The sequence below is a fragment of the Allomuricauda sp. TY007 genome, from assembly GCF_010468565.1.
Taxonomy (GTDB): Bacteria; Bacteroidota; Bacteroidia; order Flavobacteriales; family Flavobacteriaceae; genus Flagellimonas.
This window is the reverse complement of the sequence record NZ_WUEG01000001.1, coordinates 276,882-294,269: the sequence shown is the minus strand read 5'-3', so window position 1 is coordinate 294,269 and position 17,388 is coordinate 276,882. Positions and strand designations below refer to the sequence as shown.

Below are 17,388 nucleotides of genomic sequence, written 5' to 3'. Positions count from 1 at the left end.
ATATGAAGCGTTTACAATCCCTCTTTTTTACAGCCTTTTTCGGGGCCACTCTTTTTTTAAGTGCGCAATCAAGTGACTGGCAACAGCACGTGGACTATACCATGGATGTACAAATGGATGTGAAAACATACCAGTACACCGGCACCCAAAAATTGGTCTATACCAACAATTCTCCGGATGAATTGAGCCGTGTTTTTTATCATTTGTACTACAATGCCTTTCAGCCCGGTAGTGAAATGGATATCAGGCTCCAAAACATCAAAGACCCGGATAAAAGGATGATGGAAGACGGGAAAAGCAGGATCGCATCGCTTTCGGAAAGTGAAATGGGGTATTTGCATGCCAAATCCCTAGCGCAGGACGGTCAACCCGTTACTTTTACCGAAGAAGGAACCATTCTTGTGGTGGATTTGGTGAAACCTATTCCCCCAGGAGGAAAAACGACCTTGGAAATGTCTTTTGAAGGTCAAGTTCCCCTTCAAATAAGACGTTCGGGAAGAAACAGTAAAGAAGGTGTTGCCCTTTCCATGAGCCAATGGTACCCCAAACTTTCGGAATACGATTTTGAAGGGTGGCACCCAAATCCTTATATAGCCCGTGAATTCCATGGCGTGTGGGGCGATTTTGATGTGAAAATCACTTTGGACAAAGATTACACGGTCGGAGGTTCTGGATATCTTCAAAACCCGCAAGAAATTGGACATGGATATGAAACGCCCGGCACCAAAGTAAAAACCAAAGGCAAAACATTGACTTGGCACTTTAAAGCACCCAAAGTACACGATTTTATGTGGGCGGCCGACCCGGAATATATTCACGATACTTATAAAATGGAAGATGGGCCAACGCTTCATTTCCTGTACAAAGACAACCCAGAATTCAATGAAAACTGGAAAAAACTTCAGCCCAAAACGGCCGAAGCGATGACCTTTTTTAGCAAAAACATAGGGAAATACCCTTACGAACAATATTCAGTAATTCAAGGAGGCGATGGCGGAATGGAGTATGCCATGAGCACTTTAATCACTGGCGAACGCGAATTTGGTAGTTTGGTCGGGGTAATGGTGCACGAAATGGCGCACTCATGGTTCCAACATGTACTGGCAACCAACGAGTCCAAACACGAGTGGATGGACGAGGGTTTCACTTCCTTTATCAGTAGCCTGTGCATGAATCAAATTATGGAACAGAACAAGCAAAACCCTTTCGAGGGATCGTATAGGGGCTATTATGCCCTGGTCAACTCCGGTTTGGAAATGCCACAGTCCACCCATGCCGATAGATACCCTACGAATTTTGCTTATGGTGTTTCAGCTTACAGCAAAGGATCCATATTCCTTTCTCAACTGGGGTACATAATTGGTCAAGATAAACTGATGGAAACCATTCAAAAATATTTCGAAGACTTCAAGTTTAAGCACCCCGTGCCCAACGACATCAAAAGAACCGCAGAAAAAGTATCGGGAATGGAACTTGATTGGTACTTGACCGATTGGACACAGACAACCAATACCATTGATTACGGTATTAAAAGTGTTGAGGCTGATGGAGACAAGACCAAGGTAACCATGGAACGCATTGGTGAAATGCCCATGCCTTTGGATATTTTAGTTGTAGGTGCCGATGGAATACAAGAAACGTACTATGTGCCATTGCGCATGATGTATGGGGAAAAAGATAACCCTTACCCTAATCTAAATCGCACTGTTTTGGAGGATTGGCCCTGGGCTTACCCAACTTACGAGTTTACGTTGGATATGCCTTTGGACAATGTTCAAGCCATTATGATAGACCCATCGCAATTGATGGCGGATGTAAATGGGGAAAACAACGTATATCAGGCAGAGGAATAAGTCCCTCTTTCATATTAAACATAATTAAGGGTGGCCGATTGTGTCGCCCTTTCTTTATTGTCCCCTTGAGGGGACCTTAGGGGTGTTCTCCGTCAAATATTCTTGATATATTTAGGTTTTAATCACTTTGAAAAACAAGATTATTCCATACAATCCAAAGTTGAAAGCGTTTGCAAAACAACTACGGAAAGACAGCACACTTTCTGAAGTTCTGCTATGGCAAAAGATAAAGCAGCGAGCTTTGGGTGTACAATTCCATCGGCAAGTTCCATTGCTTGAGTATATTGTGGATTTTTATTGCCACGAATTGCTACTCGCTATTGAAATTGATGGAGTATCCCATGAGTTTAAGTATGATAAGGATGCACAAAGAGAGCAACAACTAGAAAAAGTAGGTGTACATTTGGTTCGCTTACAGGATAGTGAGGTTAAAAACAATATGTTTAGTGTTTTGATGACCTTACAAGAAGTCGTATCTGATATGCAAAGTGAAAAACCTTATTCAAAAAAAGAAAAAACACCCCTAAGGTCCCCTCAAGGGGACAATTTTGATTTATCCTTTCCCAAAAAAGAAAAGCTCACCAACAAAAAAATCTTCGAAACGCTTTTTGCGGAAGGTAAAAATCTGCGTGAATTCCCTTTAAAGCTGATTTACCTCAACACCAATTTTAAGGATGAGGTGCCTGTAAAAGTTGCTGTGGTCGCCCCAAAAAGACAATTCAAATCTGCAGTAGACCGTAACCGCATCAAGCGGCTTTTAAGGGAGGCTTACAGACACAACAAACCCCTCATTTTTAACAACATTGAGGGAAATTTTGCGTTCATATTTTTATACCTTGGCAAGAAGACCCCAAGTTTTAATGAAGTTGATGCAGCCATGAAAAAGCTGTTAGAGGCCTTTATAAAAAAAGAATTCCATGAAAAGATTGATTAAAAAACAGGTTTTGATTCCCGTTTTGGCACTCGCGGTTTTGGTTGGTGCCAGCAGTTTTAAAAGTGACTTTTTTGAGATTGCCAAACAAATAGAAATCTTTACTACGCTCTTTAAAGAACTCAACATGAATTATGTGGACGAAACCAATCCGGCAGAGCTGATGGATTCCGCCATAAAAAACATGTTGAGTGAACTGGATCCCTATACCCAGTTTTTGAACGAGCAGGATGTTGAATCATACAAAATCAATAATTCGGGCGAGTATTCGGGCATTGGTGCCCTTGTTCGCTCTTATGAAAATAAATTGGTGGTGGTTGAGCCCTATCAAGGGTATGCCGCCGACAAAGCAGGCCTAAAGGCCGGAGATGAAATTATTAAAATTGGAGAAACCTTGGTTGCCGATTTCGATGATAATGCCGGAGAACTCCTAAAAGGGGCCAACAACTCCTCGGTTGATGTCACCTTTTTAAGACAAGGAGAAACCAAGACCGCAACCATTACCCGCGAAGGTGTAGAGGTAGACGCTGTTCCCTTTTACGATATGATCGATGACAAAACGGGGTATATCGTATTGTCGCGATTCAACAGAAAAGCTTCCAAACAAACCCAATTGGCCATGCAGGACCTTAAAGGCCAGGGTGCAGAAAGATTGGTCTTGGACCTTAGGGGAAACCCCGGAGGGTTGCTATCCGAAGCCATCAATGTAACCAACCTTTTTGTGCCCAAGGGAGAGTTGATCGTGACCACGAAATCCAAGGTAAAAAAGTTCAATCAGGAATACAGAACCAAAAACAAGCCAGAGGATGAAGCCATTCCCCTTGTTGTCCTGATCGATGGAAAAAGTGCTTCGGCCAGTGAAATTGTTTCGGGCGGACTTCAGGATTTGGACCGTGCCGTAATTGTTGGGGCCCGAAGTTTTGGTAAAGGTTTGGTACAACGCCCCTTAAAACTTACTTACGGAACACAGTTAAAAGTAACCATATCAAGATATTACACCCCCTCAGGTAGATGCATCCAGTCGTTGGACTATTGGAACCGCGATGCACAGGGCAATGCCGTTCGAAACACTGATTTTAAAGAATTCACCACCAGAAACGGGCGAAAAGTATGGGATGGTGGAGGAGTAATGCCAGACATTACCATTGAATCTTTAAAAACCAACTCCCTTATTGATGCGTTGGAGGAAAACAATATCGTTTTTGATTTTGCCACGGATTATTTCTACGACCACAATTTTGATTCGGTGGAAAATTTTAATTTTTCCGATGGTGATTATAACGCATTTAAAACCTATGCCCAAGAGCAGAACTTCTCCTATCAGACCAAAACGGAAAAGCTTTTGGAAGAATCCATGAACGGTGATGACACTTTATTGGGAGGTGATGTCCAAGAAAAGTACAAAGACCTTCTTTTGGCCGTGAATAGAGGTAAAATAACCGCTTTGGACACCTTTAAAAAGGAAATCCAAAAGAAGTTGGAAGATGAGATCATAGCCCGATATTTTTACCGGGATGGGCTTTACAAATACTATTTGACCCACGACGATGCCATATTGACCGCAAAAGAATTGTTGGCCGATAGTTCCAAATACGCTGCAATTTTAAAGTAGGGTGTTGTTTCTTCGGTTCGTCTTTCAATCCATATACCGCATTCATCAAACCAAATACGGCAATTATCAAATGTCCCCACATTAATCGTCCGATATTCACTAATTTTCCTTTGAATAGCTGTTACAGCTTATTTTTAGCAAATAATGCCTATGGCAAAAATTGAACGGGAAGATATACAGACCATAAGCCAGCACAGTAATTGGTCAAAAAGTGGGGTCTCTAAGACCTTGCTCCACCATATTTATCCCGATAAGACTGCTTGGCAACGTTTTTTATCGCTGCTGTTCCTGGGCATGGGCCTTTCCTTTTGTATTGCCGGTATTATTTTCTTCTTCGCCTTTAACTGGTCGCAGATGCACAAGTTTTTTAAACTTGGCCTCGTTGAAGCGCTTATTGTTTTGGTTTTTTTGTCCATCTATTTTTTTAGGGCAAAGCCTTTTATCAAAAAATCATTGCTTACCGTGGCCTCGGTTCTTGTTGGTGTTCTTTACGCTGTTTTTGGACAGGTATACCAAACGGGGGCCAATGCATACGATCTTTTTCTTGTTTGGACCTTGTTCATTACTGTTTGGGCGGTTATTTCCAATTTTTCCCTGTTATGGTTGGTTTATATTGCGCTCATCAACATAACTATTGTGCTTTATGCCGAACAGGTGTCCCTTACTTGGGATGCCATGTTTCTCAGTATCTTGCTTTTTGGCGTGAACACCCTGTTTTCTATACTTTTTATTGCACTGCCCAAATTAACAAGACTAAAAGCGTATCCGACTTGGTTTACCAATATTTTGATTTTGGCGGCAACAACCATTGGCACAATTGGAGTATCTGGCGGTATCATGGATAAGAAAGATGCTTCTTTTTATGTGCTGTTGGTCTTTGTTTTTTTATTTTTTTGCTCAGGGCTGTGGTATGGGAAAATAACGCGAAACCTGTTCTATCTGTCCGTCATTCCCTTCGGGGCCATCATTGTTTTTTGTGCTTTTCTCCTCAATATTTCTGAAGATGCGGGCATGCTATTTGTCATTGGTCTGTTCATTATTGCCAGCATATCCTTATTGATAAAAACCTTAGTGAACCTTCAAAAAAAATGGACAGGATAGAAAACATAAAAAATTTGTTGAATACCATACGTTCCTCCGAAGGAAGCGGATTTACTTGTGATGAACGTAAAATCCTTGCCAATTATCAGAGTAATAAAGGGGAGAAAGCCAGTTTGGCCATAAAAATCCTTTCGGTTCTTGGAGGTATTTTGGCCTCTGCTGCTTTTATCGTGGTTTTGTTCCTTCTTGATGTTTTGGATTCTGAATGGAGCTCCGTGGTCTTGGGTATCGTGCTTATTGGAACAGCCATTGGCATCAACAAAAAATATGAAACATTGATTATTGATACGTTTAGCGTATCCATTTATGTGCTCGGGTTTGTCCTTTTTATTTTGGGCATGGCAATGCATCATAACGTGCAGGAAGAACATGTTGCGTTTTTAATCGTTCTAATTGCCCTGAGCAGCCTGTTCTTTACCCAAAACTATGTTATCTCTTTTATTTCCGTGCTCGCTATTGGTGCTGCTTTTTTGTTCTTGATCATTTCATACAACATTCCCGATGCCATACACGGCTATGTGCTGTTTTACACGATTGCCCTTTCGTATTGTTTTTTGAACGAGGCCTCCCTTTTGACTGCTCATCCCAAATTGGCAAAATTATATGGCCCTTTGCGCATTGGGCTTATTTTTTCTTTGCTTTTTGGCCTCGTTGCCATTGGCAAGAACGGGCTTGTTCCCATATCCAAAAACTTGATTTGGATGTCTTCCATTGCTTCTTTTTTCTTTATTTTATACTTGGCCTCCCACGTTCTAAAAACACTTCAAGTACGGTCAACAAAGAACAAATGGGTTGCTTATGTACTGTGCTTTCTTACCCTCTTGCCCACACTTTTTGCTCCCGCTATTTCCGGGGCCATACTTATTGTTCTTTTAAGCTTTTTGATAAACCATAAAACAGGTTTGGGGGTAGGAATCGTAGCCTTGGTTTACTTTGTGTCGCAGTATTATTATGACCTTAACCTAAGTTTATTGACAAAATCCATTGTTCTGTTTTCATCAGGAGTGGTGTTCCTTGTTTTTTATCTGTTCTTCACCAAAAAAACCAAAACCCATGAAAAAGTATAGCTGGATCATTATACTCCTAAACCTTTTTCTTTTTTTGGGATTTTTCAATTATTCCATCTTCAAAAAGGAAAAGCTATTGGACAATGGAACATTGGTGCTCATGGAACTGGCCCCGGTCGATCCCAGGTCTTTGATTCAAGGGGATTACATGCGCCTGCAGTATAAATTGGCAAGCGAAATGGTCCACGACAGTATTCCACCACGTGGTTTGTGTGCCATTGAGCCCAATGCTGACGGGGTAGCACAAAAAATCAGGGTTTTGCACAATAACGATTCCATTGGTACAAATGAACACATCGTTAAATACTCCGCAAAAAAATGGTGGGGCATACGCATTGGTGCAGAATCCTATTTTTTTCAAGAAGGGGAAGCGGAAAAGTATGAAAACGCCAAATACGGCTGCCTGAAGATAGATGCTGAAGGAAACAGCATCTTGATAGGTTTATATGACGATACATTAAAAAAGATAGAATAAATTCTATTTTTGGGCATGCAAAAACTCAAAGCGTGTGAACTTTTTGCCGGAGTTGGCGGTTTTCGGTTGGGATTGGAAAATACAGGGCACTACAAAGTAGTGTGGAGCAATCAATGGGAGCCCTCTACCAAAATGCAGCATGCTTCGTTGGTTTATGAAGCACGGTTTGGAACAGAGAATCACTCCAACACCAATATTGAAAATGTAGAAACTTCCGAAATTCCCGACCACGATATACTCGTAGGCGGGTTTCCCTGTCAAGATTATTCCGTGGCCACATCTTTGAAAAACTCCAAAGGCCTTATTGGTAAAAAGGGTGTGCTGTGGTGGTCCATCCATCGAATTTTGTCCGAGAAAAAGAACAAACCAAAATATCTTTTTTTGGAAAATGTGGATCGTCTTTTAAAATCCCCTTCTTCCCAAAGGGGTCGAGATTTTGCCGTGATGCTCCGTAGTTTGTCGGATTTGGGCTATGCTGTGGAATGGCGCGTAATAAATGCGGCGGAATATGGAATGCCACAGCGCCGAAGGCGCGTTTTTTTTATGGCGTATTTTAAGGGCACTCCTATTTTTAAAAAGCTCCTAAAGTCCCATCCAAAAGATTGGATTTTGAAAGAAGGAACTATTTCTGCTGCTTTTCCGGTCGACCAAACAGCACAAAATTTGGTTTCCTTTGATTTGGAGGAAGATCTTGTGGCTTTGTCCAATAATTTCAACACAGAAAAAGGACTTTCCCCATTTTTAAACTCCGGGGTTTGTGTTAATGGTAAAGTATCTACCCTAAAAACAATTCCTTCTTACGATGCAAAAAGAACGGTGCTCTCCGATATTTTGGAAAAGGGCTCCATTCCTTCGGAATATTATATTGATGCTGCCGATTTGCCCAAGTGGGAATATTTAAAGGGCGGCAAAAAAGAAATACGCAAGACCAAAGCAGGTTTTGAATACAATTACAGCGAGGGAAGCATGGTTTTTCCCGATGCGCTCGATCAACCTTCCAGAACCATAATAACCGGCGAGGGCGGTAAATCCCCTTCCCGGTTTAAGCACGTGGTCCAAACCTCCAAGGGACTGCGAAGACTTTTACCTGTTGAATTGGAACGGTTGAACATGTTTCCGGATAATCACACCCAATTACATGGCATTTCGGATGCCAAACGTGCCTTTTTTATGGGCAACGCTCTTGTGGTGGGCATTGTGGAACAACTTGGTGCTTCGCTGTTCCGGAAAATATCTGAATTTGAAAAGCAAGTTCAAAGCTGATCTATCCAAAGAAAAACAATTGACCCCTTTACTGGATTCATATTACCAAAAACGCTTGAAGCATTACGGTTTTGAGCGCGTTTCCCATCTTAAAAAACAATTGCAGGGCATAGACCTTATCCTAAAGGATAAGCAGTCAGATAAGCAATTTATAGTGGATGAAAAGGCGCAACTGGATTATGTAAATGAAAGCTTGCCCACATTTGCCTTTGAGTTGTTTTATCAAAAGAATGGGATTCAAAAACAGGGATGGTTGTTCGATGCTTCCAAAAAAACACAATTTTATGCGTTGATCACTAGTATTTATTCGGATGAAGATGGTGTTTTTACCTCTTGCAACATCACTTTTGTGAATCGGGAAAAATTGATTCTGCGTTTGGAAGAAATAGGTTTATCGCGAAAACATCTAGAGCAACTCATTTTTGAAAATCGCGGCAAGCATGGCAAAATAAATGTTAATCAACTTGATGCCAAAACTGAAGGCTATTTGTTCTTTTCCACTAAAAACAAAGCGGAAAAACCTGTAAACCTTATTCTTAAGTTGGATTATTTGGAACTGATCGGGGTGGCGAAAAGGTTGGTTTGATATTTTAAATAAGAATCATCTTTTATTTTATTATTATCTTTCAAAACATGAGAGGTTTACATTCATTTATCATTTGTACGCTACTTGTTTTCCTTGTTTTATTCTCTTGTAAATCTATGATTCAAAATGAGTATTCTTTGGTACTCGATGATGATGAAATATGGGTTGAGCAATTTGATAGTACTAATTTAGATACTAGTAGGTATAACCTTAACAACATTATTTTTAAGGAGAATACATCATTTATCTATTCCTTTAAACACTTCACTAAAGACAATCAAAGACTTTCTTTTAAATATATTGATAGTATTTCCGATTGGAAATTTGTCCCTTATTCCAATAAAAAAGATGGTCTCTTTGAAAAAGTAAGCATTACGGTAACCAAAGGTTTAGGTCAAATGTCAAGAGGCATACCAGATTATAACCAAACCGTTTTATCTTATTCATATCTAACCCATAATGACTTTGCTCCCTATGGCAGCACATCTGGTGTAATTGAAAATGAAAAAAATGTTTGGATGCACCCCCCCCGGGACAAATACTTTAAAATATTGGAATTAAATCCTTTTCCATACATAAAAGCACCGTACAAGGTCGGAAACACATGGACGTGGTTATTATCAATAGGCGATTTTTGGTCAGACCCAAGATGGTTGGCTTGGAATGGTCTTGTAGAAAACAGCTATGTGTATGAAATTATTGAAAAGTCTAAACTAAAAACTGCTCTAGGAAATTTAAATTGTTTCGTAATCCAATCAAAAGCAACCAGTAGATTGGGCGAAACAAAATTAACATCCTATTTCCATAAAAAATTTGGTTTCGTCCGCTTGGATTATCAAAATATTGATGGAAGCAGAACAATTTTGGAATTGGTTGATGTTATTAACCTAAATACTGGTTCAAAGTAATTAAAATGATTTATGAAGAAGTAACAATACACCTTTGTTAGATGATATATGCCACATCAGGTGCGGCATGACATCATAACACTACTTTTTCAACATCCTCCTATGCGGAATACCGTCTTCCAAGTATTCCTCGCCGAGGGCATTAAAACCTAATTCCGTGTAGAATTTTAATAGATAGGATTGCGCGGAAATTTCTATCGCTTTATCCGGGAATCTTTGATCAATAGCTGCCAAGGTGGCTTGCATTATCTGTTTGCCCAGTCCATATTTACGTTGGTCTTGGCTTACCACTACCCTGCCAATGCTTACATTATCAAAATAATCACCAGGTTTAAAAATTCGTGTGTAAGCCACTACTTCATCATTTTTAATGCCTATAACATGTAGGGCTTTTTGGTCTTTGTTGTCCACATCTTGGTACACACAGTCCTGCTCCACCACAAAAACCTCACTGCGAAGGCGTAAAATTTGATAGAGTTCTTTGGTGGAGAGTTCTTCAAAGGTTTTTACCAATACTTCCATTAATCCTGAACTATTACGTTTTTGGAATCACACTTATCAAACTCGGGTTGAATATTTACATGGTTGATACCGTGTTTGTGATAGACGTGCTCCTCTATTTTTTCTAAAATTACATCGAACTCGGAAAGGCGAATATCGTCCTTAAAATCGATGTGGGCCTCCATGTGGACTTCGTCTTCATTGAGTTGCCAAATGTGCACATGGTGCACGTTTTTTACCGGTTCTATGGTACAAATGGATTCCACAATATCTTGTATGACCACCGATTTTGGGGTAAAAAGCATCAATACCTTGGTCGATTCCTTCAAAAGGTCATACCCCATATAGATCAAATAAACACCAATAATCATGGTCAATATGGCATCTACCCAATAAATCTGAAAATATTTCATCAAAATACCGCCGATCAATACGGCTACGGATGCCATCATATCCGTAAGTAAATGCAAGTAGGCGGATTTCATGTTCATGTTGTGCTCGGAATCCCTTTTCAATAACAACACGCTAAAGCCGTTGCCCAAAATGGCAATAAGTGCCAACCAAATTACTAAGTTGGATTCTATTTCTTGTGGCTCCATCAACCGTTCAACAGCTTCTTTTATTAAAATAATGGCTACGACCACTAGGGTTGCCGCATTAATAAAGGCCGCCAAAATTTCGGCTCGTTTATACCCAAAGGTTTTATGGCTGGATGCTTGTCTTTTTCCCAACCTTTGTGCACCATAACTAATCATTAAAGAGAGTACATCGCTAAAGTTGTGAAGTGCATCGGACAAGAGTGCCAAACTCCCCGAGAGCAATCCCCCAATAATTTGGGCCAATGTAATACCTATGTTAAGGACGATGGATATGAGCAAGTTTCTCCCTTTTAGGTCGGGATGCGCATGCGAATTTCCATGATGGTGGTGATGGTGGTGACCCATAGGGTTTATCTACAAGGAATTTTTTCGATTCTACGTTCGTGCCTTCCGCCCTGAAACTCTGTGTTTAAAAAGGTTTCTACCATATCCAAAGCTTGGGGAAGCGATATAAATCGCGCTGGCAAGCTCAAAATATTGGCGTCGTTGTGTTCTCTGGCCAATTGGGTTATTTCTTTGTTCCAGCAAAGTGCGCCACGAATATTTTTGTGTTTGTTAATGGTCATGGTGGCACCATTGCCACTACCACAAAGCACTATACCAAAATCTACTTTTCCTTCGGCCACGTCGGTGGCTACGGGATGTGTGAAATCTGGATAATCTACACTATCGGTGCCGTCAGTGCCGTAATTTATAATTTCTATTCCTTTTGACTTTAAAAGACCTATAATAGCAAGTTTATAATCGGTTCCTGCGTGGTCGTTTCCTATGGCAATTTTCATGGTTTTGTATTAAAATGGGTACGTAACAAAGGTACAATATCTTTTAATGTTGTTCTGTTCATAAAATTGAGGAGATATTTTCATTGGGTTCACATACAATCAATTAACAATAACCCCGTTTTGTTAACTATTTGCAAAAAACTATTGGTAACGAAATTTTGTTTTTCAATAAAATTGATCAGTAAGAATAATTATTTAATGTTGAGGTAATATTCCATTAAAAATTAATCAACCGATATAAACCTTTTTTTGTGGGTAGTTAACATTAAAAACACATTAACTTTTCAATAAATTGATGTTGATAAGGGTTATTAAAAACCGTGGATAAAAAATCTAATCCATTGATTTTTAATTTTATTATGTTCTGACAAATTGTGAACAACATATTTTGATTGTTCAAAGCAACTTTTTCCCTAAAATTTTATTCCACATTTCAACGATCAATCATCATCATCATTTTAATTAAATTTAAAAAAGAAGAAAAAATATAATATTGATAATTGTTGATAAAGTTGACTTTGTTTTGGAATACTCTTCCTTTCCTTGTTGGTCAAGGATTATAATTCGTATTTTTCAAAAAAATAAGGACGTTAATGTCAAAGAAAAAGAAGAGAGCTGGGAGTCAGCGAAAGAATGAAATTACGAAGGGCATTTTTACCGTACTTGAAAAAGAGCCATCAAAAACCTTCAATTACAAGCAAATAGCTTCAAAATTAGGTATTTCCGATACCCAAGATAGAAACCTTTTGATCAAGCGTTTGGGGCAGTTAAAGGCCAGCGAACGAATTGTAGAGCCAGAAAGGGGCAAGTATCAAAAGAAACCATCACTGCATACATATTTTATAGGTAGGGTAGATCTTACCACAAGTGGCAATGCCTATATTGTGGTGGATGAGTTGGAAGATGACATTTTTGTTCAGAGCAATAATTTGAACAGGGCCTTCCATGGCGATACGGTCGAAGTATTTATCAAACCAAGGCGTAAGAGCAAAAAAATGGAGGGTGAGGTTTCCAAGGTACTCGAACGTAAAAAAACATCTTATGTGGGCATTGTGGACAAGCAAGCTCGGTTTGCATTTGTTCGGCCTACGGATTCGAGAATGTACACCGATATTTTTGTTCCCTTGGAAAAGCTTAAAAAAGCGAATGATGGTGATAAAGTATTGGTTAGCCTTGGAGATTGGCCGGGCGATGCCGATTCTCCCTATGGTGAAGTGATCGAGGTACTGGGGAGACCAGGTGAACACCATACCGAAATACACGCCATATTGGCCGAATACGGATTGCCGCATGAATTCCCCTATGAAGTGGAACAGTTTGCCAAAACCTTGGATACCAGTATAAAGGAATCGGAAATTGCGAAGCGCAGGGATATGCGCGATGTGCTTACTTTTACCATAGACCCAAAAGATGCCAAGGATTTTGATGATGCGCTTTCCTTCCAAAAATTGGAGAATGGCAACTATGAAATAGGTATTCATATAGCGGATGTTTCGCATTATGTGCAACCCGATAGCATTCTGGAAGAAGAAGCTTATAATAGGGCCACTTCGGTGTATTTGGTGGACCGTGTGGTTCCCATGTTGCCCGAAGTACTGTCCAATAAAGCGTGTTCGCTGCGCCCAAATGAAGAAAAATATACCTTTTCCGCCGTATTTGAAATGGATGATAACGCCAAGTTGGTAAAACAATGGTTTGGTAGAACCGCCATTAATTCCAACGAGCGATTTGCTTACGAAGAGGCACAACACATTATTGAGACCGAACAAAACAAAATTCCGAAGGAAATATCCATCAGGGAAGAAGCGTATTCCGTTTCGGATGATGTGGTAGAAGCCGTGCTCACTTTTGATAGATTGGCCAAAATTATGCGACAGGCCCGTATGGATGCCGGGGCCATCTCTTTTGATAAAATTGAGGTGAAATTTCACCTGTCCGAAAATAATGAACCTGTTGGCGTTTTTTTTAAAGAAGCCAAGGACGCCAATAAGCTGATCGAGGAGTTTATGCTCTTGGCCAATAGAAAAGTGGCAGAGTTTATCGGCAAACAGAAGAAAACATTTGTATACCGTGTACACGATAAGCCCGATGAGGATAAATTGATGGCCTTGAACGGCGTTATTTCCAGATTTGGACATAGCATTAATCTTAAGGATCCAAAGTCCATCAACCAGTCCCTAAACAAGTTGTTGGAAGATGTAAAGGGCAAAAAAGAACAGAATTTGGTGGATACCCTGGCCATACGAAGTATGAGTAAGGCTATTTATACCACGGAGAACATAGGTCACTACGGATTGGGATTTGAATATTACACACATTTTACCTCTCCTATTCGTCGTTATCCCGATGTGATGGTGCACCGATTGCTGCAGCATTATTTGGATAAGGAAAAAACACCAAAAGCTACCTTGTACGAGGAAAAGTGCAAACATTCTTCGGATATGGAACTATTGGCGGCCAATGCAGAACGTGATTCCATTAAATACATGCAGATAAAATTTATGGAAGACCACAAGGACCAAGAATTCTTGGGCGTGATTTCCGGGGTCACCGAATGGGGCATTTATGTAGAAATTATCGAGAACAAATGTGAGGGCATGGTTCGTATCCGCGACATTAAAGATGACTACTATGTGTTTGATGAACGCCAGTATGCCATTGTAGGGGAAAGAACAAAACGGATGTACCAATTGGGCGATGAAGTTTATGTAATGGTGAAGAGCACTGATTTGATCAAACGCCATTTGGACTTTTCGCTGATCGGTAAAAAGAAATAATACTATTTTGGAATAAAATTTGTTATCCTATTGAGAACCAAATTTTTATAACATGAAAGTAATTACGATTGTTCTTATGTTCCTATCGCTTCAATTACTTGAGGCCCAGGATGCAACCGTAACCCAAGACCTACAAAAGTTCACCGAAGTAAAGGGATTTGATGGTATTGCCATCAATCTTATCAAATCCAACGAAAACAAAGCGGTGATCACCGGGGCGAATACCACAAATGTTGCCATTGTCAATAATGATGGGGTATTGAAAATCCGGATGGAAATCGTCAAAATATTCAGTGGCTACAGAACGTATGTAGATTTATATCACTCTGAAAAATTAGTGGTTATAGATGTTAATGAGGATGCCCGAATATCATCCGATGATACCTATGTACAAGATATTTTGGAACTTAAGGCACAGGAAGGTGGTGAACTGGAGATAAATTGCGAGGTAGACCAGTTGTTGATAAAGGCGGTTTCCGGCGGAAAAATATTTGCAGGCGGGTTTTCCAATACCCAAGATGTGATTATAAATACGGGAGGGGCATATAACGGAAGAACATTTAAAACAAAATTTACAACCATAAGTGTAAACGCAGGAGGAAATGCCGAAATCCATGCAACGGATTATGTTAAGGCCAATGTAAAGGCCGGCGGCGAGGTTTTAGTATATGGAGACCCCAAAACTATGGACGAACACACCCTTTTTGGTGGAAAAATAAAAAGAGTAAACTAAAAAATGATTGACGATATTCAAGCTGCAATCCCTTTGGGATTTTTATTGAGCTTTATGATTGGACCTGTTTTCTTTGTTTTGTTGGAAACAAGTGCCACCAAAGGCTTTAGGGCTGGAGTAAGTTTGGATATTGGAGTGATTTTCGCCGACATAGTTTTTTTGTTGATTGCCTATTTCAGTAGTTTTCAGTTGTTGGAGAACCTGAGCAACGAACCGGGTCTTTTTGTATTCGGGGGAATGATTTTGTTGGTTTACGGGATATTTTTATTTGTGAAGAAGGCAAAGAAAAAATCCAATGTAAAGGCATCAAAAGGAACATATCTTGGTTTATTGGTAAAAGGTTTTCTGTTAAACTTCATCAACATAGGCGTACTGGCTTTTTGGTTAGGTTTGATTATTGTTGTTGGACCTAGTTTGGAAAACAATCCCAATAGGATGATGGTATTCTTCAGTACCGTATTGATCGTTTACTTTACAACGGATTTAATTAAAATACTTTTGGCCAAACAATTAAAGCGTTATTTGACCCAAGAGCGTATCGTGCTCATAAAAAAAGGATTGGGCATAATTTTGATTATTTGCGGGATTATATTGATTACCAAAGGTTTTTTGCCCAAGGATAAGTTTGATATCCAAGAAAAAATAGAGAAACTTGAAGATTTGTAAACAAAAAACCCAGCACAAAGTACTGGGTTTTTGAGGCATCGAGCGGATTCGAACCGCTGTACAAGCTTTTGCAGAGCTCTGCCTAGCCACTCGGCCACGATGCCAATTGGATCGCAAAGCTAAAAATATTTTGCGAATTTTTATCCTGTAATCTTTTAAATAACTTATCGCTTGGATGTAAGTATCACCGAAACACTCTCTACATCGCCACCAATGGGCGGGTTTATTTTGGAAACTTCGACTTCCACCTCGGTTACTTCTTTAATTTCTCCGAATATACGATCAATAATTCTTTTGGCCACATGTTCCAATAAATTGGAACGTACCGTCATTTCTTCTTTTATGATGTTGTTGAGATGGACATAGTCCACCGTTTCGTTAAGTTGATCGGAAGCGGCAGGTTGTGAAAGGTCGGCAGTAATTTCAAGGTCTACCCTGTAATCGCTTCCAATGAGCATTTCTTCCTTTAAACATCCATGATTGGAATGTATTCTAACGTTTTTTAACCTGATTTTTCCCAAAGCTGTGAATTACGAAAGGGCAAAAATAGGGCAAAACGTATAAAATCAATACATACATCGACAGTTACTTATACCCTGAAAGAGATCCATTCCCACCGTAAGCACGTGTGTTCCTGCACTGTATCCCAAAATTTCGTTGGTAATTACCTGATAGGAATACCCAAAATAGAAGTTACTCTTTTTAAAACCTGCAATAGGAGCTATGTATAAAGGTTCTCCCAATTGGTCGTTCAAAAAACGATAGGTAAGGCCTACGTAATAGTAATCTTCAAAGTCGCGAAAACGGAACTTGGTGTTCAGATCGGTAACGGAACGGCCATCACTCTCGAACCATTGAAAGAAAACGGAAGGTTCTATTTCCAATTTGCTGTTTTTGCTCTTGGAAAAACTGTAGCCCGTATAAGCATAATAATTTCTTAGTTTGTTGGGTTCAATACGGATGATATCGGTATTAAAATTGGATAGATCTTTGTTAAGGACGTTTCCTGCATTCAAACTAAAAAAGAACTTGTCGTACCTGTAAAGTACGCCCAAATCAAAGTTATGGTTGGTGGTGGCTTTGTCATCAGCGGGCAATTCATTGTTGTTTTCTTCAAACTGTTCAACATCTACCCTAAACTGGTTAAAGTTATAGGAGATACCAAAGGAAAGGAAAATATCGTCGTACCTGTCCAACGTTAAGTGGTGGGCAAAGGCTACTTTGGCACCTCTTTGTCTGGTATATCCATTACTATCGTTATAGAGCATCATTCCTATTCCAGACCTGTTTCCAATTCTGGCGTCAGCGGCCAAGGTCTGGGTATCCGGGGCGTCTTCGATGCCTACCCATTGCGTTAAGCCGTTTAAACGCACTTTTATATGATCTCCTATACCTGCATATGTCGGGGACATTAAAAAGGGATTGTCCGCGATGTATTGAGATAATTGGGGTACGGTCAACTCTTGTCCCTTGGCACAAAGTGCCAAGGAAACAAATAAAATAGTTGAATATACTTTTTTTAGCATGGGGTCTA

At 39.9% G+C, this 17,388-nt stretch carries 17 protein-coding genes and 1 tRNA gene; 12 read left to right on the top strand and 6 right to left on the bottom strand.

The features are described 5' to 3' along the window. Positions 1-2 precede the first annotated feature (2 nt). The 9 genes from GO009_RS01335 to GO009_RS01295 all read left to right on the top strand — a co-directional run bounded on the left by GO009_RS01335 (position 3) and on the right by GO009_RS01295 (position 9,796). Positions 3-1,853 carry a M1 family metallopeptidase gene (locus GO009_RS01335; RefSeq protein ID WP_163624343.1) on the top strand — a complete coding sequence of 617 codons (1,851 nt, stop codon included), beginning with the start codon at positions 3-5 and terminating at the stop codon, positions 1,851-1,853. Positions 1,854-1,980: 127 nt separating this feature from the next. Further along, positions 1,981-2,787, top strand: coding sequence for a ribonuclease P protein component (rnpA, locus tag GO009_RS01330; RefSeq protein WP_163624342.1), 807 nt, complete (start codon positions 1,981-1,983; stop codon positions 2,785-2,787). Then, entirely contained in the window at positions 2,771-4,396 is a 1,626-nt protein-coding gene (locus GO009_RS01325; protein WP_163624341.1) for a S41 family peptidase, read from the top strand. The genes rnpA and GO009_RS01325 overlap by 17 nt, the downstream gene beginning before the upstream one ends. A gap of 150 nt (positions 4,397-4,546) precedes the next feature. After that, a complete protein-coding gene (locus tag GO009_RS01320) occupies positions 4,547-5,497 on the top strand; it encodes a DUF2157 domain-containing protein (protein ID WP_163624340.1) in 951 nt (316 codons plus the stop codon). Continuing rightward, entirely contained in the window at positions 5,485-6,564 is a 1,080-nt protein-coding gene (locus GO009_RS01315; RefSeq protein ID WP_163624339.1) for a DUF4401 domain-containing protein, read from the top strand. Before GO009_RS01320 ends, GO009_RS01315 begins: the two co-directional genes overlap by 13 nt. Further along, positions 6,551-7,039, top strand: coding sequence for a GDYXXLXY domain-containing protein (locus GO009_RS01310; protein ID WP_163624338.1), 489 nt, complete (start codon positions 6,551-6,553; stop codon positions 7,037-7,039). Before GO009_RS01315 ends, GO009_RS01310 begins: the two co-directional genes overlap by 14 nt. Positions 7,040-7,054: 15 nt before the next feature. Next, positions 7,055-8,302 carry a DNA (cytosine-5-)-methyltransferase gene (gene dcm / locus GO009_RS01305; RefSeq protein ID WP_163624337.1) on the top strand — a complete coding sequence of 416 codons (1,248 nt, stop codon included), beginning with the start codon at positions 7,055-7,057 and terminating at the stop codon, positions 8,300-8,302. Continuing rightward, positions 8,280-8,888, top strand: coding sequence for a hypothetical protein (locus GO009_RS01300; protein ID WP_163624336.1), 609 nt, complete (start codon positions 8,280-8,282; stop codon positions 8,886-8,888). The genes dcm and GO009_RS01300 overlap by 23 nt, the downstream gene beginning before the upstream one ends. 47 nt (positions 8,889-8,935) lie before the next feature. After that, on the top strand, positions 8,936-9,796 hold the full coding sequence (locus GO009_RS01295; protein WP_239057360.1) for a hypothetical protein: 861 nt from the start codon (positions 8,936-8,938) through the stop codon (positions 9,794-9,796). Positions 9,797-9,877: 81 nt separating this feature from the next. Here the strand turns inward: GO009_RS01295 and GO009_RS01290 are convergent, their stop codons facing one another. The 3 genes from GO009_RS01290 to rpiB are packed head-to-tail and all read right to left on the bottom strand — an operon-like array spanning position 9,878 to position 11,678. Next, the gene (locus GO009_RS01290) at positions 9,878-10,318 is read right to left on the bottom strand and encodes a GNAT family N-acetyltransferase (protein ID WP_163624335.1); all 441 of its coding nucleotides are present in this window, start codon (positions 10,316-10,318) and stop codon (positions 9,878-9,880) included. Continuing rightward, positions 10,318-11,241, bottom strand: coding sequence for a cation diffusion facilitator family transporter (locus GO009_RS01285; RefSeq protein WP_163624334.1), 924 nt, complete (start codon positions 11,239-11,241; stop codon positions 10,318-10,320). The genes GO009_RS01290 and GO009_RS01285 overlap by 1 nt, the downstream gene beginning before the upstream one ends. Before the next feature lie 5 nt (positions 11,242-11,246). Beyond that, complete coding sequence (rpiB, locus tag GO009_RS01280; protein WP_014032637.1) at positions 11,247-11,678, bottom strand: ribose 5-phosphate isomerase B; 432 nt, start codon at positions 11,676-11,678, stop codon at positions 11,247-11,249. Positions 11,679-12,271: 593 nt separating this feature from the next. Between rpiB and rnr the strand changes: the two genes are divergently transcribed. The 3 genes from rnr to GO009_RS01265 are packed head-to-tail and all read left to right on the top strand — an operon-like array spanning position 12,272 to position 15,854. Beyond that, on the top strand, positions 12,272-14,455 hold the full coding sequence (gene rnr / locus GO009_RS01275; RefSeq protein ID WP_163624333.1) for a ribonuclease R: 2,184 nt from the start codon (positions 12,272-12,274) through the stop codon (positions 14,453-14,455). A gap of 52 nt (positions 14,456-14,507) precedes the next feature. Beyond that, on the top strand, positions 14,508-15,188 hold the full coding sequence (locus GO009_RS01270) for a head GIN domain-containing protein (protein WP_163624332.1): 681 nt from the start codon (positions 14,508-14,510) through the stop codon (positions 15,186-15,188). Between the two features lie 3 nt (positions 15,189-15,191). Then, positions 15,192-15,854: a LysE family transporter gene (locus GO009_RS01265; RefSeq protein ID WP_163624331.1), complete on the top strand. Its 663-nt coding sequence runs from the start codon at positions 15,192-15,194 to the stop codon at positions 15,852-15,854. A 33-nt stretch (positions 15,855-15,887) separates the two neighbouring features. On the opposite strand, the gene GO009_RS01260 is transcribed toward GO009_RS01265, so the two are convergent. The 3 genes from GO009_RS01260 to GO009_RS01250 form a co-directional block, all read right to left on the bottom strand. Then, a tRNA-Cys gene (locus GO009_RS01260) sits at positions 15,888-15,958 on the bottom strand. A 60-nt stretch (positions 15,959-16,018) separates the two neighbouring features. Beyond that, a complete protein-coding gene (folB, locus tag GO009_RS01255) occupies positions 16,019-16,375 on the bottom strand; it encodes a dihydroneopterin aldolase (RefSeq protein ID WP_163624330.1) in 357 nt (118 codons plus the stop codon). Positions 16,376-16,420: 45 nt separating this feature from the next. After that, positions 16,421-17,380: a type IX secretion system membrane protein PorP/SprF gene (locus GO009_RS01250; protein WP_163624329.1), complete on the bottom strand. Its 960-nt coding sequence runs from the start codon at positions 17,378-17,380 to the stop codon at positions 16,421-16,423. Between the last annotated feature and the right edge of the window lie 8 nt (positions 17,381-17,388).

Coding starts and splice junctions, on each gene's coding strand:
- GO009_RS01335 (WP_163624343.1), top strand. CDS start 3: ATGAAGCGTTTACAATCCCTCTTTTTTACAGCCTTTTTCGGGGCCACT.
- GO009_RS01325 (WP_163624341.1), top strand. CDS start 2,771: ATGAAAAGATTGATTAAAAAACAGGTTTTGATTCCCGTTTTGGCACTC.
- GO009_RS01320 (WP_163624340.1), top strand. CDS start 4,547: ATGGCAAAAATTGAACGGGAAGATATACAGACCATAAGCCAGCACAGT.
- GO009_RS01315 (WP_163624339.1), top strand. CDS start 5,485: ATGGACAGGATAGAAAACATAAAAAATTTGTTGAATACCATACGTTCC.
- GO009_RS01310 (WP_163624338.1), top strand. CDS start 6,551: ATGAAAAAGTATAGCTGGATCATTATACTCCTAAACCTTTTTCTTTTT.
- dcm (WP_163624337.1), top strand. CDS start 7,055: ATGCAAAAACTCAAAGCGTGTGAACTTTTTGCCGGAGTTGGCGGTTTT.
- GO009_RS01295 (WP_239057360.1), top strand. CDS start 8,936: ATGAGAGGTTTACATTCATTTATCATTTGTACGCTACTTGTTTTCCTT.
- GO009_RS01290 (WP_163624335.1), bottom strand. CDS start 10,318: ATGGAAGTATTGGTAAAAACCTTTGAAGAACTCTCCACCAAAGAACTC.
- GO009_RS01285 (WP_163624334.1), bottom strand. CDS start 11,241: ATGGGTCACCACCATCACCACCATCATGGAAATTCGCATGCGCATCCC.
- rpiB (WP_014032637.1), bottom strand. CDS start 11,678: ATGAAAATTGCCATAGGAAACGACCACGCAGGAACCGATTATAAACTT.
- rnr (WP_163624333.1), top strand. CDS start 12,272: ATGTCAAAGAAAAAGAAGAGAGCTGGGAGTCAGCGAAAGAATGAAATT.
- GO009_RS01270 (WP_163624332.1), top strand. CDS start 14,508: ATGAAAGTAATTACGATTGTTCTTATGTTCCTATCGCTTCAATTACTT.
- GO009_RS01265 (WP_163624331.1), top strand. CDS start 15,192: ATGATTGACGATATTCAAGCTGCAATCCCTTTGGGATTTTTATTGAGC.
- GO009_RS01250 (WP_163624329.1), bottom strand. CDS start 17,380: ATGCTAAAAAAAGTATATTCAACTATTTTATTTGTTTCCTTGGCACTT.